General features: G+C 71.4%; 9 protein-coding genes. All 9 read left to right on the top strand.

Annotated features, from left to right (window positions below; all coding sequences use genetic code 11):
• Positions 1-72 precede the first annotated feature (72 nt).
• The 9 genes from FJ658_RS08220 (at position 73) to FJ658_RS08260 (ending at position 16,597) form a co-directional block, all read left to right on the top strand.
• Positions 73-1,080, top strand: a complete 1,008-nt coding sequence (locus tag FJ658_RS08220; RefSeq protein WP_141144906.1) for a TerC family protein — start codon at positions 73-75, stop codon at positions 1,078-1,080.
• 89 nt (positions 1,081-1,169) lie between these two features.
• Complete coding sequence (locus FJ658_RS08225) at positions 1,170-2,006, top strand: PP2C family serine/threonine-protein phosphatase (protein WP_141144907.1); 837 nt, start codon at positions 1,170-1,172, stop codon at positions 2,004-2,006.
• A gap of 58 nt (positions 2,007-2,064) precedes the next feature.
• Positions 2,065-3,582: an FHA domain-containing protein gene (locus FJ658_RS08230; protein ID WP_141144908.1), complete on the top strand. Its 1,518-nt coding sequence runs from the start codon at positions 2,065-2,067 to the stop codon at positions 3,580-3,582.
• A 61-nt stretch (positions 3,583-3,643) separates the two neighbouring features.
• The gene (locus FJ658_RS08235; RefSeq protein WP_141144909.1) at positions 3,644-5,413 is read left to right on the top strand and encodes a serine/threonine-protein kinase; all 1,770 of its coding nucleotides are present in this window, start codon (positions 3,644-3,646) and stop codon (positions 5,411-5,413) included.
• Entirely contained in the window at positions 5,410-6,135 is a 726-nt protein-coding gene (locus tag FJ658_RS08240; RefSeq protein WP_141144910.1) for a hypothetical protein, read from the top strand. Before FJ658_RS08235 ends, FJ658_RS08240 begins: the two co-directional genes overlap by 4 nt.
• A 92-nt stretch (positions 6,136-6,227) precedes the next feature.
• Positions 6,228-11,780 carry an Ig-like domain-containing protein gene (locus FJ658_RS08245; RefSeq protein WP_219995745.1) on the top strand — a complete coding sequence of 1,851 codons (5,553 nt, stop codon included), beginning with the start codon at positions 6,228-6,230 and terminating at the stop codon, positions 11,778-11,780.
• Positions 11,781-11,850: 70 nt separating this feature from the next.
• Positions 11,851-12,819: a MoxR family ATPase gene (locus FJ658_RS08250; RefSeq protein WP_141145035.1), complete on the top strand. Its 969-nt coding sequence runs from the start codon at positions 11,851-11,853 to the stop codon at positions 12,817-12,819.
• The gene (locus FJ658_RS08255) at positions 12,816-14,171 is read left to right on the top strand and encodes a DUF58 domain-containing protein (protein ID WP_141144912.1); all 1,356 of its coding nucleotides are present in this window, start codon (positions 12,816-12,818) and stop codon (positions 14,169-14,171) included. Before FJ658_RS08250 ends, FJ658_RS08255 begins: the two co-directional genes overlap by 4 nt.
• Positions 14,168-16,597: a transglutaminase domain-containing protein gene (locus tag FJ658_RS08260; protein WP_141144913.1), complete on the top strand. Its 2,430-nt coding sequence runs from the start codon at positions 14,168-14,170 to the stop codon at positions 16,595-16,597. Before FJ658_RS08255 ends, FJ658_RS08260 begins: the two co-directional genes overlap by 4 nt.
• Positions 16,598-16,708 lie beyond the last annotated feature (111 nt).

Below are 16,708 nucleotides of genomic sequence, written 5' to 3' on the forward strand. Positions count from 1 at the left end.
GGGTGGATGCGGGGAGAGACTCTCGGCCCCGTGCCGTACCCCGGCATCGACCGAGAGAACTCCGGAGTCTGAATGACCCTCGCCCTGCCCGCCGCCTTCGAGATCGGCACGTACATCGTGCTGCTGCTGATCCTGACCGCGGACGTGATCATCGCGTTCAAGCGCCCGCACGTTCCGTCGACCCGCGAGTCGGCGCTGTGGATCGGCTTCTACGTGGCGCTCGCGCTGATCTTCGCCGGCCTCATGCTCTGGCTCGGCGACGCCGAGCACGCGGGGCAGTTCATCGCCGGATGGCTGACCGAGTACAGCCTGTCGATCGACAACCTGTTCGTGTTCCTGCTGATCATGGCCCAGTTCAAGGTGCCCCGGAAGTACCAGCAGGAGCTGCTGATGGTGGGCATCATCATCGCGCTCGTGCTGCGCGGCATCTTCATCATCATCGGCTCGGCCGTGATCGAGCAGTGGAGCTGGATCTTCTACATCTTCGGCGCGTTCCTGCTCTACACGGCCGCGAACCAGGCGTTCACGAACCACGACGACGAGGAGCAGACCGAGAACCGCCTCATCCGCTTCCTGCGTCGGCGCATCTCGATCACCGACGACTTCGAGGGCGCCAAGCTGCGCACCACCGTGGATGGCCGCCGCGTGTTCACCCCCGTGCTGATCGTGCTGATCGCGCTGGGCACGACCGATCTCGTGTTCGCGCTCGACTCGATCCCGGCGATCTTCGGCATCACCCAGAGCCCGTTCATCGTGTTCACCGCCAACGTGTTCGCGCTCATGGGGCTGCGCCAGCTGTACTTCCTGCTCGGCGACCTGGTCGAGAAGCTGGTGTACCTGAAGTACGGGATCGCGTTCATCCTGGCCTTCATCGGGGTCAAGCTGGTGCTGCACGCCATGCACGAGAACGAGCTGCCGTTCATCAACGGGGGCGAGCACATCGAGTGGGCTCCCGACATCCCGACCTTCGTGTCGCTGGGCGTGATCGTGGCGTCGATGGCGGTGGCCGTCGGCGCGAGCCTGATCAAGCTGCGCATCGACGGTCGACGCCCCCGGGCGGGGAACATTCCCGCGCCCTGATCCCGCGTGGAAGTGCCGCCGCGGCACCGGTCCACTCGCGGCGACAGTGTCGGCGTGAGCGCGGGCTCGTGGATACTGGACGGGCGATCATGACCGACGACGACCTCGACCCCTCCGCCGCGCGCCCGCTCTCGAGCGCGCGCAGCGACGTGGGCCGCGTGCGCAGCGTCAACGAGGACACGGCGCTCGCCCGCTATCCGCTCTACGTCGTCGCCGACGGCATGGGCGGCCACGAGCGCGGCGACCGCGCCAGCCGCACCGCGATCGAGACCCTGGATGCGCTGGTCCCCGCCGACGCGGAGGTCACCCCGGCCGTGCTGCTCGACGCCGTGCGCGCCGCGAACACGGCCGTGCGCGAGCTTCGCGACCCCGTCACCGGAGCGCTCTCGGGCACCACGATCACCGGCCTCGCGGTCGTGCGCGCCGAGACCGGCGCGACGCACTGGATGGTCTTCAACGTCGGCGACTCGCGGGTGTACCGCTGGAACGGCCGCACGCTGAGCCAGCTGACGGTCGACCACTCGGTCGTGCAGGAGCTCGTCGACGCCGGGCACATCACCCAGCTCGAGGCCGAGCACCACCCCGACCGCAACACGATCACGCGCGCCCTCGGCGCGGCCGACGAGGTCGAGATCGACGCCTGGCTGCTGCCCTACGCGGGCGCGCAGACGTTCCTGGTCTGCTCCGACGGGGTGACCAAGGAGCTCGGCATGTTCGACCTCGAGAAGCTGCTCTCGGGCCACGCCGATCCCGACCGCGGTCTCGCCGACAGCATCGTGCAGGCCGCGCTGGATGCCGGCGGCCGCGACAACGTGACCGCGATCGTCGTGGAGTCGGGCGAGTTCGTCGACGCCGCGATGTTCAGCACCGAGAAGCGCGACCGCGCCTTCGAACTCGACGACACGCATCCGCGGAGCCCGCTGTGACCCGCGTCGCGACCCCGACCGCCCGACCCGCGCACCGCATCCACACGAGGAGCCAGCCGTGACCATCTACTCCGTGACCCCGGGCGCCCCGGGCGAGTGGGCGGCGCTCGCCGCCGACCGTCTGCTGCTGGTCGTGAAGGCGGATGCCCAGCTCGAGCCCGCCGCCCTGCTGGGCGAGCTCGCGGGCGCCGAGCCGGCGCGACGGGTGATCGAGGCGCTGACCTCGCGCGGCCTCGCCGCGACGCCGTCGTTCGCGCTGATCGAGCACCCCGCCACGTCCGGACCCGTGCGCGTGATCGTGCGCGGCGAGATCACGGTCGCCGGCAGCGGCGCCGCGGGAGCGGTGGAGCTGTCGGGCACGGGCGTCGCCACCTGGGCCGAGCGTCTGGTCGACGGTCTCGCCGACGTGATCGTGTCGACCTCGGGCGAGGCGACCGGCACGGCGCTGCCGCTCGGGCACGGCGCCGTCTGGGCCAGCGGCGTCGCGGTCGTGGATGCGGCGACCTCGCCGATCGCGGCAGCCGCCGCCCACGTCGAGCTCGAGTCGTCGATCGCCGGCCCCGGCGCCCCGGTCGCCCCGTCGGCGCCCGCCGGCATCGGCGCCCCGCCGGTCGCGGCCCCCACCGCCGGATTCGTCGCCGCGGCGCCGGTCGCCGCGGTCGCGGCGGCCGACCTCGCCGCCGAGGGAGCCGGTGCGGTCGGCGCCGTCCCGATCGCCGAGGGCGACGCCGAGGTGGAGGCCGAGCCGCTCGAGGCCGATGCCGAGGCCGAGCCCGCTGCCGAGGACGGCGCGGCCTCCGACGTCGCCTCCGAGCAGACGATCGTCGACCTGCCCGACGAGCTGGCGACGATCCTGCCGCCGAGCGACGACGAGGGCGCCGCATCCGACGCCGCCGAGTCCGGCGCCGCCGACGACGAGCCCGGCACCATCGCCGACGGATCGCTGGCGGGCGTGCCCGAGGCCCCGGCCGAGGCCAGCGAATACGACCACCTCTTCGAGGCGACGATCGTGCGCCCGATCGAAGACGCCGCCGTGCGCCCGCCCGAGGAGGGAGAGGAGGAGGCCGCGGCCGCCCCGGTGCTGCCTGGGGCCGCCCCCGCCCCCGTCGCGCCGAGCGCATCCACCGCCCCCGAGGACGACGGCGACCACGACGGCATGACCGTGCTGAGCGGCGACCTCGCCGGCTTCGGCGACCGTCAGCGCCCCGCCGAGCACGAGATCGCGGCGGCTCCGGCCGGCCCCGAGTTCTGGCTGGTGCTGCCCGGCGGCGCCCGCGAGCAGCTGACCCACGAGACGCTGGTCGGCCGCGCGCCGGCCGGCAAGGTCACGGGCGGCGAGCTGCCGCGCCTCGTCACCCTCGCCGGCGACCCCGACATCTCGCGCACGCACGTGCGCTTCCTGCTCGAGGGCGACACGGTCGTCGTGACCGACCTCAACTCGCGCAATGGCACCTCGGTCGTGCTGCCCGGCAAGCCCCCGCAGCTGCTGCGCGGCGGCGAGCCGGTCGCCGTGATCGCCGGAACCGTCGTCGACCTCGGCGGCGGCAGCGCCATCACGGTCGAGCAGGTGGGCTGAGCATGACGTCCGCACCGACCCTCGCGACGACCCCGACCCTCGACCGCACGGAGGCGCCGTAGTGCGTCGCCCCGCGTCCACCCCGCCGAACCTGCCCGGGTTCGACTTCGTCAAGCTGCTCGGCTCGGGCGGCTTCTCCGACGTCTTCCTCTACCAGCAGCAGCTGCCGCGCCGGCAGGTCGCCGTCAAGGTGCTGCTGAGCGAGGAGCTCACCCCGGCATCGCAGCGGGCCTTCGTCGACGAGGCGAATGTGATGGCGCAGCTCTCGGCGCATCCCTACATCGTCACGATCTACGGCGCCGCGGTCGCCGAGGGCGACAAGCCCTACTTCGTCATGGAGTACTGCGCCGGGCCGAGCCTCAGCGATCGCTACAAGCGCGAGCGCTTCAGCTCGGTGGATGCGCTGCAGACCGGGGTGCGCCTGTCGAGCGCGATCGCGACGGCGCACGCGGCGGGCATCCTGCACCGCGACATCAAGCCCGCGAACGTGCTGACCAACGACTACGGCTGGCCCGCTCTCACCGACTTCGGCATCGCGTCGACGCTCGAGGAGCTGCCGGTGCACACGACCACGGCGGGCGCGATCGCGGATGCCGTCGGCACGACCGGCAGCACCGGAACGGGCAGCCAGTCGGTCGGCATGAGCGTGCCCTGGTCGCCGCCCGAGATGTTCGAAGACGACCCGCAGCCGGATGTGCGCAGCGACGTCTTCTCGCTCGCCGCCACGATCTGGACGCTCATGGCGGGCCGCACGCCCTTCGAGGTCAGCGGGCGCCCGAACGGCACCCTCGACCTGATCGGCCGCATCGAGCGCGGGCTCGTGACGCCCCTGGGCCGCGACGACGTGCCCGCCTCGCTCATCGCGGTGCTGCAGAAGGGCATGTCGGTGCGTCGCGCCGACCGCTACCAGACGGCCATCGAGTTCGCCCGGGCCCTGCAGCGCGTCGAGCTCGAGCTCGGCTACGCCCCGACCACGATCGAGGTGCCCCGCATCGCGGTCGAGGAGCCGGCCCCGGCCGACTCGGGCGCCGACGAGACGCGGGTGCGCTCGGTCTCGACGATCGCCGCGCAGCCCGTCGTGGCGCCCACGCCCGCGCCCGGCGCGCCGGGAACGAGCGCTCCGCCCGCCTCGCCGGCGACCTGGGGCGGTGCGCCGACCCAGCGCGTGACGCCGACCGCACCGCCGGCGCCCGCCGCGCCCGCTGTCGACGCGACCCAGATCCGCGGCATGCAGACCGTCGCGCCGCAGGCTCCCGCCGCCGTGCCCGAGGGCACGATCGTGCGTCCGCGCGGCCCGGTCGTGGATGCGCAGCCCGGCGTCGCGTCCGGCGGCGCCGCGTTCCCGGGGGCCCCGGGCGGCCCCGCGACCCCGGCGCAGCCCGGAATCGCTCCCGCCGCGCCCGGCGCCGACCGACCTGCCCGTCGCATCCCGCTCGCCGCGCTCATCGCCGTGCCCGCCGCGCTGCTCGTGATCGGCGCCGTGGTCGCCGCGCTCGTGATCGTCGGCCCGCCGAAGGCCGATCCCGACCCCACGGCATCGCCGAAGCCGAGCGGCGGCAGCGCGCTCAGCGGCTCGTCGGTGCCGGCGCCCGAGTACCTCTCGGCCGAGCCGAGCGCCGACGGCACGAGCGTCACCTTCACCTTCGCCCCCGTCGACGACGCCTCGGGCTACCGCTGGGCGCGGTCGGAGCAGCCCGACGCGCTCGCCCCGCTCGACGGCCCCGTCGTCGTGCGCGACGGCATCACGCCCGGAACCCGCGTCTGCGTGCAGATCCTCGCGATCGCCGACGGTCGCACCTCGCAGCGCACGGAGGCCTGTTACCCCTCATGAAACCCGTTACGGTCGACTTCATCGGCGAGGAGTACTCCGTCGCCCACCCGAACGACTTCACGATCGGGCGCGACGCCGACCTCACGATCGACGACAACCCCTACCTGCACCGGCACTTCCTGCGCATCTACGAGGACTTCGGGCTCTGGTGGCTGGCGAACGTGGGCTCGCTGCTCTCGGCGACCGTGAGCGACGGCACCGGGCAGGTGCAGGCGTGGCTCGCGCCGGGCGCGAAACTGCCGATCGTGTTCCAGACGATGCACGTCATGTTCAGCGCCGGATCGACGACCTACGACTTCACGATCCACACCGACGAGGACTACTACAACACCTCGACGGCGGCGGTCGCGCAGGGCACCAGCACCACGATCGCGCCGGTCACCCTGACGACGAGCCAGCGCCAGCTCATCCTGTCGCTCGCCGAGGGGCTGCTGCGCCAGACCGTGCCCGGCCGGGGCGACATCCCGACCTCGGCGGATGCGGCGAAGCGGCTGGGATGGTCGATGACCACCTTCAACCGCAAGCTCGACAACGTCTGCGACAAGCTCGACAAGATCGGCGTGCAGGGTCTGCGCGGGGGAGCGGGCAAGCTCGCGACGAACCGCCGGGCACGGCTCGTCGAGTACGCGATCGCGAGCCATCTGGTCTCGGTCGAGGACCTCTATCTGCTCGATCTGCCGAAGGATGCCGGCGGGGCCGGGAAGAGCGCCGATGGGGAGTAGTCCCCATTTCTGAGGGGTCGTGCCCGCGTGTTACCGTGTGCGCGGTCTTTCGCGACGAATAGTCGCATGACGGCGGGGTTGAGATGCTACGGGTGCTGAACGGGTGGAGTCGCGGTCGCAAGGCGGTCGCTTCCGCTGTCGTGATCGCCCTCGCCGCGGGCGTGCCGATCACCGCCGCGATCCTGCACCAGGGCTTCCCGGTCAGCGACGTCGACCTCGACAGCCGTGACGTCTGGGTCACGAACGCGAAGGACCAGCTCGGCGGTCGTCTGAACCGGCAGATCGAGGAGCTCGACGCCTCGGTGCAGGGCACCAGCTCGAGCATCGACGTGCTGCAGAACGGGCGCCAGGTCTTCCTGACCAACGAGAACGCGCACTCGATCGAGCGCATCGACCCCGCCTACGCGAATCTGCAGCAGAAGGCCGATCTGCCGAAGAAGGCCGAGACGGCGCTCGGCGGCGAGACGCTCGCGGTGCTCGACCCGAAGGACGGCGCCGTCTGGTCGGTCTCCGTGCGCAATCAGCTCGCCTTCGACCCGAGCACGAAAGACCCCGACATCGAGCTCGGCGCCGGCGCCCATGTCGCCGTGACCGCTGACGGCGCGGTCGTCGCGACCTCGCCGAAGAAGAACGAGATCGTCACGATCGCGCAGCCGGGCGCGCTGCCCGAGACGCGCTCGCTCGACATCCCGACCGCCCATCAGCTCGCCCTCGTCGGCGACACGGCGGTCATCCTCGACACGAAGGCGAACACCGTCATCTTCGGCAACGGCACGCGCACCAAGCTGCCGGTGACCGGGATGCGGCTGCAGCAGTCGAGCGCCGAGCACGACTACGCGCTGGTCGCCGCGTCCGATCGGCTGCTGAAGGTGCCGCTCTCGGGCGGCGCCGTCAGCGAGGTGAAGGCCGACATCCCCGAGCGGAAGAGCTCCGACGGCGTCGCCGCGCCGGTCTGGCTCGACGGCTGCGCGCACGGCGCCTGGGCCGACGGGCAGCGCTATCTGCTCGCCTGCGACGGGCAGAAGCCGCAGACCGAGACGATCGAGCAGAACACCGCCGGCGACCGGCTCGAGTTCCGCGTGAACAAGCACGTGATCGCGCTGAACAACCTCGACGACGGCAACGCCTGGCTGCTGAACCAGACCCTGCGCATCGTGAACAACTGGGATGAGGTCACCCCGCCCCAGCAGGAGGAGAGCGACCAGGAGAGCGACGAGAAGGCCACGGTCCAGTCGTTCGAGGACACGCTGGCCGAGCGCACCGAGGTCAATCGGCCGCCCGTGCTGCAGCCCGACAGCTTCGGCGTGCGCGCCGGCCGCACGACCGTGCTGCCCGTGCTCGACAACGACACCGACCCCGACGGCGACGTGCTCGTCATCACCGACTTCACGGCGATCGACCCGGCGGTCGGCCGCCTCGACCTGATCGACAACGGCCGCGCGCTGCAGTACACGCCGGCCGCGAACGCGGTCGGCACCTCGTCGTTCCGCTACACCGCGAGCGACGGCCGCGAGAACGGCACGGCCGAGACGACCGGCGACGTGCACGTCGTGCCCGCCGAGCAGAACAGCGCGCCGCACGAGAACCGCACCTCGTCGACCACGGTCGAGACCGGTCAGAGCATCGACTACAACGTGCTGCTCAACTGGATCGACCCCGACGGCGACGAGCTGCAGCTGGTCGCGGCCACCGCATCCAGCACCGACCAGGTGCGCTTCACGCCCGACGGCACGATCACCTTCTCGCACACCTCGGGCGAGGTCGGCGACAAGGAGATCACCTTCACGGTCAGCGACGGCCGGGCCACCGCCGACGGCGTGATGAAGGTGACGGTGCAGCCGGCCGGGTCGCAGAAGCCGGTCGGAACGCCCGACTTCGCGCAGGCGTTCACGGGCGACACGGCCGTCATCCACCCGCTCGACAACGACCTCAGCCCCTCCGGCGCCCCGCTGCGCCTGCTGGGCGTGCAGAACTTCCCCTCGGGGGCGACCGTCACGCCCAACCTCGACCAGGGCACGATCGACGTCACCTCGAACCAGACGGGCGCGATCTACTTCGAGTACTCGCTCGGCGCCGGTGCGCAGAGCTCGGTCGGGCTCATCCGCGTCGACTTCACGAAGAAGCCCGACGACGCGCCGCCGCCGGTGCCGGTGAAGGATGTCGCCTACCTGCGCGAGGGCCAGACCACCTCGGTGAGCGTGCTCGACAACGACGTCTCGCCCACCGGCCGCGTGCTCGGCGTGCAGACGATCGACACCGCGGCGACGAACCCCGCCGTCAAGGTCGAGCTGCTCAACAGCACGATCATCCGCGTCAGCGCCTCCGCGGCCCTGACCGATCAGACTCAGTTCACCTACACGGTGACCGACGGCTACTCGACCGCGGTCGCGGGCGTCACCGTCGTGCCGGTCGCGCCGACCGTCGTGCGGCAGCCCCCCATCGCGGTCGACGACCAGGTCACCGTGCGCGAGGGCGACATCGCGACGGTGCACGTGCTCGACAACGACCGGCACCCCGACGGCGCCGAGATGAAGGTCGACCCGCAGCTCGCCGACGTGCGCGGCATCGGCGACGGCCTCGCCTTCGTGCAGGGCGACACCGTGCGCTACCAGGCGCCGAAGAAGGCCGGCAACTACACGCTCACCTACCGCGTGCGCGACCAGTACGGCGAGAGCGCGACCGCCAACGTCACCTTCAACGTCAATCCCCGCGACGACGAGAACGACCGCGCGCCCGAGCCGAGCCCCCTGACCGCACGCGTGTTCTCGGGCTCGTCGGTGCGCATCGACGTGCCGCTCGACGGCATCGATCCCGACGGCGACTCGGTCACGCTGGTCGGCTACACGACCGCGCCGCAGCTGGGCCGCATCACGAAGGATGCCAGCGACCACTTCGTCTACGAGGCCTACGCCACCGGCTCGGGCACCGACACGTTCCGCTACGCCGTCGCCGACACGCTCGGCAAGACCTCGGTCGGCGAGATCCGCATCGGCGTGCTGCCGCGCGCCGACAAGGCCCTGCAGCCCAACGCCGTCGACGACCAGGTCGAGGTGCGCCCCGGCAAGACCGTCTCGCTGCAGCCCCTCGCGAACGACTCCGACCCCAACGGCTACACGCTCACCCTCGACAAGCAGCTCGTCGAGGTCGACAAGGGGCTCGACGCCTCGGTCGACACAAAGGAGGGCAAGGTCGTCATCAAGGCGCCCGACAAGCCGGGCGCGTTCAACGTGCGCTACCGGGTGTCGAACGGCAACGGCGGCCAGGCCGACGCGTTCATCATCGTCAAGGTGTCGCGCGATGCGCCCATCCAGTTCCCGACGGCCGAGGACTTCTACCTGCAGGCCGACGACATGGTCAAGAAGTCGACCGTGACGGTCGACGTCGGCAAGCTCGTGGACAACCCGAACGGCCTCGACCGCGACCTCGTCGTCGCCGTCACGGGCCCCTCGGCCGATCTCGGATCGGTGCAGGGGAACTCGCAGAAGGTCGAGGTGACCCCGCAGGACGGCCGCTCGGCGATCGCCTACACGGTGTCCGACCCCGACGACGACCAGCTCACGGCGACGGCGTTCATCATCGTGCCGCCCAAGATCGACTCGTCGTACTCGCCGCCGCCCTACCTCGACCCGAAGCTGCCGAAGCAGGTCGTGCCGCAGAACGGCGAGAAGGAGTGGGACCTCAAGGACATCCTGATCGTGCCGTCGGGCCGCCCGGCGATCATCACGGATGCGCAGATGGTCAGTGCGAACCACAGCGACGGCACCGGGCTGGTCGTCGACAAGGACACCCTGCGATTCGGCGCCGAGAAGGACTTCCGCGGCGCCACCGCGATCGTCTTCCAGGTGACTGACGGCGACTCCAAAGACGACAAGACCGGCCGCACCGCGCTGATCACGATGGACCTGCAGGTGGGCAAGGACGACCAGAGCGACGTCGCGCCGCGGTTCACCTCATTCACGCTTCCGATCGAGGCCGGCGAAGCGGCGAAGACCGTCAACCTGCGCGACTCGACCGCGCACCCGAACCGCAGCGTGATCTCGCAGGTGTCGTACTCGAACCTGAAGGGCGTCGTCGCCCGCATGCACGGCGACCTCAGCGGCTCGAACCTCACGGTCAGCGCCGACCAGGGCACCAAGGTCGGCACGTCGATGGATCTGACCTTCGACCTGAAGTACCTCGACTACACGGTGCCCGCGACCATCCACGTCGTGACCGTGCCGTCGACCCGCCCGCGCGCCCAGGCCGTGACCGACGAGGTCAAGGCCCAGCGCAGCAAGGCGATCTCGACCAACGTGCTCGCGAACGACTACAACCCGTTCCGCGATCAGGGCACGCCGCTCAAGCTCATCGACGCGAAGGTCGACAACGCGGCCGAGTCGTCGGCGCAGGTGTCGTTCACCGCGGCGGGCGACGTGTCGGTGACGCCGGGTCCCGCCTTCATCGGCATCGCGAGCATCACCTACACGGTGCAGGACGCGACCGAGGATGCGAGCCGCAACGTCACGGGACGCCTGCTCGTCAACGTGCGTGACCGGCCCGACCAGATGAGTCCGGTCACGATCGAGTCCGAAGACGACCAGGCCGTGCGAATCTCGTGGAAGACGCCGGCCACCAACGGCGAGCCGATCGAGAACTACACGATCAAGTGGGGTTCGAACGGGTCGAAGACGGTGCTGCCCACGGTGTCGGCGACCACGATCGATGGCCTGACCAACGGCACCAGCTACACCTTCACGATCACCGCCGAGAACGTCCTCGGCATCTCGACACCGTCGAACCCGAGCGCCGCCGCGGTGCCCTACGGACTGCCCAGCAAGCCGACCGGGCCGACCCTGGCATCGAGCGACAACGGGTCCGGATCGGTGACGATGACATGGGGTGCGGCCGACGGCAACGGCCGCGCCGTCGCCGACTATGAGTGGCGGCTCTCCGACGGGCAGACCGGGCGCACGGGCGGCGGACGCTCGGCGACCGCGAACGTCGCCGTCGGCAAGGCCGCCACCTTCACGGTCAAGGCCATCGGGCCGCGAGGGGAGGGCGCGTCGAGCGCCGTATCCAACGCCGTGACGCCGAAGCCGGGTGTCCCGCGCAACGCGACGGCGACCGCCGGCGGAGCCGGAGACAAGACCGTCCGCATGACCTGGGCCGCTCCGAGCGGCGGCGCCCCCTCGTCCTACCAGGTGAGCATCGACGGCGGCGCCTGGCGGGGCGCGAACTCGGGCGACACCTACGAGGGGCAGTTCGGCAAGTCGACCTCGTTCCGCGTGCGCGGAGTGGTCAACGGAGTCGAAGGCGCCGCCGACGCGTCGAACTCGGTGACCCCGAAGGACAACGAGCCGCACGCGACCGTCTACAAGGGGGGTCCGGGCAGCGGCTCGAACTGCGCCAGCAACTGCCGCTACGTCGCCGCGCACTACACGAACCTGCCGCAGGGCACCTACACGGTGACCCCGCAGTACAAGCACTGGGGAACCGGCGACTGGGTGTCGATGTACGGCGCCCGTCGCACGATCGGAGGCAACGGCGACGTGCAGTCCGACTCCTTCCTCGGACAGGCCAACCCGGCCGAGTTCCCGCAGGTGCGCATGCACTTCGAGGGCCCCGTCGACTTCTACAGTGAAGTGGCGAACTGGGGGAATCTGTGATGAGTCAGGCCGAGCGCCGCGTCCCCTCGCGCCCCGAGATCCACCGCACCCGCACCCGAACAGGAGCATGATGCCCGTCAGCGAAGAACAGGCGGCCTGGTTCGCCGACGCGTTCACGAAACTCGTCGACAACGTCGACCAGGCGATCCTCGGCAAGAAGGAGGTCATCCGCCTGGTCGTGACCGCTCTGCTCAGCGAGGGCCACGTGCTGCTCGAGGACTACCCGGGCACCGGCAAGACCGTGCTGGCGAAGGCGCTGGCGAACACGATCGACGGCAGCAACTCGCGTGTGCAGTTCACGCCCGACCTGCTGCCTTCCGACGTCACCGGCGTCACGATCTACGACCAGGGCAAGGGCGTCTTCGAGTTCCACAAGGGGCCGATCTTCGCCTCGATCGTGCTCGCCGACGAGATCAACCGTGCGAGCCCGAAGACGCAGTCGGCGCTGCTCGAGGTCATGGAGGAGGGCGTCGTGACGGTCGACGGCGTCGGCCACTCGGTGGGCGCCCCGTTCATGGTCATCGCGACGCAGAACCCGGTCGAGCAGGCGGGCACCTACTCGCTGCCCGAGGCGCAGCTCGACCGCTTCCTCATGAAGACCTCGCTCGGCTACCCCGACGACGCGACCGCCGTCTCGCTGCTCATGGAGTCGTCGAACCGCGCCCGCGCGACGCTGGTCTCGCCGATCATCGCCGCCCAGTCGGTCGCGAGCATGTCGGCGCTGACGAGCGACGTGTTCGTCGACCCCTCGGTCATGCAGTACCTGCAGGCGATCGTGACCGGCACGCGCACCCACAAGGACGTCGTGCTCGGCGTCAGCATGCGCGGCGCCCTCGCGCTGGCCCGCACCGCCAAGACCTGGGCGCTGTCGCGCGGGCGCGGCTATGTCACGCCCGACGACGTTCGCGAGCTGGCCGTGCCGGTGCTCGCCCACCGCATCATCGTCGACCCGGAGTCGGAGTTCGCGGGGGTGTCGGCGATCGACATCGTCAACCGCATCCTCGTCGACGTCGAGCCGCCCGCGTACCGCGCGGCATGACCACGACCCTCGAGCCGCCGACGTCGGCGCCGACCCCGCCGCCCGGGAGCGATCCCGCGGCGGCGCGGTCGCGTGCGCGCCGGCGGGCTCGACGGGGATGGCCGGCCTGGCTGCGCTGGATGCCGGCGACGGGCGCCCGCATCGCGAGCGTCGCCCGCGTGGTCGGGCTGCTGGCCGCGCGGCTCTGGGGCGTGCTGCGTCCCCGGCTCGCGGTCGTCAGCGCGATGGGCTGGCTCGTGCTGGCCGCGGCTCTCGCCTTCGGCGTCGCCGGATTCCTGCTCGGCTGGCAGGAGTTCGTCTACCTGGCCGTGACCCTGCTCGCCGGTCTGCTCGTCGCGGTCGCCTTCGTCTTCGGCCGCGCCAGCTTCCGCGTGCTGATCGAGCTGACCCCGCGCCGCGTCGTCGCCGGCGATCGCGCCCTCGGCCGGATGCTCGTGACCAACACGAAGCCGAAGCGCAGCACCCCGGCCCGCATCGAGCTGCCGGTCGGCGCGGGGCTCGCCGAGTTCATCGTGCCGCCGCTGCGGCCCGAGGCGGAGCACGAGGAGCTGTTCGCCGTTCCGACGAACCGTCGTGCCGTCATCGTCGCCGGTCCGGCCGTCTCGGTGCGCGGCGACCAGCTCGGCCTGCTGCGCCGCACCGTGCGCTGGACCGACCCGGTCGAGCTGTTCGTGCATCCGCTCACCACCCGTCTCGCGCCGAGCGCGGCCGGACTCGTGCGCGATCTCGAAGGCGAGACCACGAAGACGATCACGAACAACGACATCTCGTTCCACGCGCTGCGCGCCTACGAGCCCGGCGACGACCGCCGCTACGTGCACTGGCGCACCTCGGCACGCACCGGGCAGCTCATGGTGCGGCAGTTCGAGGAGACCCGCCGCTCGCAGCTCACGATCGTGTTCAGCTCCGACCGGCGCTGGTACGCCGACGAGGTCGAGTACGAGCTGGCGGTGTCAGTCATGGCCTCGCTCGCCCAGCAGGTCATCCGCGACGGCACCCGCGTGAACGTGGTCAGCGAGGTGCAGCAGCTGCGCACGATGACGCTCACCGCGATGCTCGACGACAGCTGCCGCCTCGAGCCGGTCGCGAGCCCATTCCCGACGCCGCGCGAGTTCGCCCGCCAGGCCACCCTGCGCCTACCGCCGCCGAGCGTCGCGATGATCGTCGCCGGCTCGCTCATGCCGCTCACCGATTTCCGCTCGATCGAGCGCCTGTTCGGCCTCGACACCCAGACGGTCGGCTTCCGCACCGAAGTCGGCGCGACGCCGCGCCTGGCCTCGATCAGCGGCCTGCGCGTCGGCACCGTCGGCGAGCTCGCCGACCTGCAGAAGATCGTGCGGAGGATGTCGTGAGCGCCGCGTCGCCCGAGACCCTGCCATCGCCGCCCGACGCCGGCGGTCCGGGGGATGCGCGCCCCGCCGCCGCGCGCACCCGCCCCGCCCCGCGCGCGGTCAGCCTGCGCAGCTGGACCGACGTCGGCGTCATCGTCGCCCTGACCCTGATCGGCCTGGTCGGGCTCGGCACCGCCTTCACCGACTTCGGCTACCTGCTCGCGGGCGTCGGCGGCATCGTCGTGGGCGGGGGAGTGGCGTTCCTCGCCGCTCGCTACCGCCTCGGTGCCCTCACCACGGTCGCGATGGCGGTCGTCGCCTACTTCCTGCTCGGCAGCGCGCTCGCGATCCCCGAGCAGGCGCTGCTGCACGTGCTGCCGACGCTGCAGACGCTCTCGGGGCTCGCGGTCGGCGCCGTGTTCGGCTGGGCCGACCTCATCACGCTGCGCGCGCCGGTCAGCCTGCCCTACTACGTCAACGCGGTGCCCTACGTCAGCACCTGGCTGGTCAGCCTGGTCAGCGTCACGCTCGCGCTGCGCTGGCTCGCCGACCGGCGCCGCACGGTCTGGCGCGCGTCGCTGCTGCTGATCGGCCCCGCGGTGGTCTACGTCGCCGGCGTGCTGCTCGGCACCGACGAGCCCTACTTCGCGGCGGTGCGCGGCGTCGCGTTCGCCGGCATCGCCCTCATCTGGCTGGGCTGGCGCCGCCGCGAGGGAGGTCGCCTCAACGTCGGCAGCGGCAGCCCCATGCTGCGCCGCAAGATCGCCGGAACCGCGATCGTCGTCGTCGCGGCCGTCATCGTGGGCGCCGTCGGCGGCACGCTGCTGGCCCCGCCGCCCGACAACCGCTTCGTGCTGCGCGAGCAGGTGCAGCCGCCGTTCGAGCCGCTCGACTACCCGGCTCCGCTGGCCGGCTTCCGCAAGTACACCAAGGACCTCGACGAGACGAAGCTCTTCACGGTGTCGGGCCTGAAGTCCGGCGACCGCATCCGGCTCGCGACCATGGACACCTATGACGGCGTGGTCTGGGGCGTCGCGGGTGCCGACGTCGACGTGCAGGGCTCGGGCAGCTTCCGCCTCGTCGGCCGCACCATGCCGGCGCCGTCGCTCATCACCCGCGGCGGCACCCGCGACCTGGATGTGACGGTCGACGGCTACAGCGACGTCTGGATCCCCGACACCGGCTACGCGACCGGCCTCGACGTCGGCGACGTGCGCAGCGGAACCGGCGAGGACGTGCGCTACAACGGCGTCACCGGCACCGCGGTCATGACGACCGGGCTGAAGAAGGGCGACGAGTACCGCGTCGAGGCCGTCACCCAACGTGCCGTGAACGACGCCGACCTCGAGAAGGTGCCCACCGCGTCCATGGCCCTGCCGCCGGTGCGCAACATCCCGGATGTCGTGGCCGCCAAGGCGAGCGAGTGGGTCGACGGCAAGCAGACCCCGATCGAGCAGGTGCGCGCGATCGCCGAGCGGCTCTCGACGACCGGCTACCTGAGTCACGGCACTGCCTCCGATCAGGCGCCCTCGCGCGCCGGCCACGGCTCCGATCGGATGGCCGAGATGGTCGAGGCGCAGCACATGGTCGGCGACGAGGAGCAGTACGCGTCGCTCATGGCGCTGATGACGCGCAGCCTCAACATGCCCACGCGCGTGGTGATGGGCTTCAAGCCCGACATCGCCGACGGCGGCGGCCCCGTGACGGTGACCGGCGACGACGTCACCGCGTGGGTCGAGGTCGCCTTCGAGGGCGTCGGCTGGCTCGCCTTCGACCCGACGCCCGACGACACCGACGTGCCGCAGGATCAGACGCCGAAGCCCAAGACCGAGCCGCAGCCGCAGGTGCGTCAGCCTCCGCGCACCGAGAACGACCAGGACGACCTGATCACGCCGGTCGAGATCGACGACTCCGACAAAGACGACGACAGCCTGTTCCAGCTGCCGGCGTGGGTCATCCCGCTCGCGCTGAGCATCCTGATACCGCTCGCGATCGTCTTCCTGCCGATGCTCGTCATCGCCCTGCTGAAGCGCCGCCGCATGGGTCGACGTCGCCGCCCGGGCGGCGACCGCTCGGTCGCCGGCGCCTGGGATGAGATGGTCGACCGCCTGAGCGAGCTCGGCTTCGACGCGCCCACGCGCGTCACGCGGCCGCTCGTGGCGCAGGGGCTCGCGCCCGGGCTCGGCGCCGAGGGCGGGTCGAGCGTCACACTGCTCGCGGAGCGGACGGATCAGGCCGTGTTCGCCGGACAGGACGTCGCCCCCGAGCGCGTGGACGCCGCCTGGGACGAGGCGCTCGGCGTCGTCGCAGGCGCCGGCACGAGCGTCGGACGCGGGCGCCGCCTGCTCAGCCGCTACCGCATCGGCGCCGTGCGGCGCTGGGCCGGCCGCCTCTCCGACGCCGCCACGGCCGCGCGCCGACGCGACCCGGGCGCGCCCGAGCTGTAGGGGAGCCGAATGGGGAGTGGTCCCCATTCCGAGAATTCCTACGCACCACGTAGATTGAAGGCACTTGGTCACCTGAGAGGGATGGCCTCAGGACCGAACTAGGGAGTGATC

Source organism: Schumannella sp. 10F1B-5-1 (genome assembly GCF_006517535.1).
In the GTDB taxonomy this organism is placed as follows: domain Bacteria; phylum Actinomycetota; class Actinomycetes; order Actinomycetales; family Microbacteriaceae; genus Schumannella.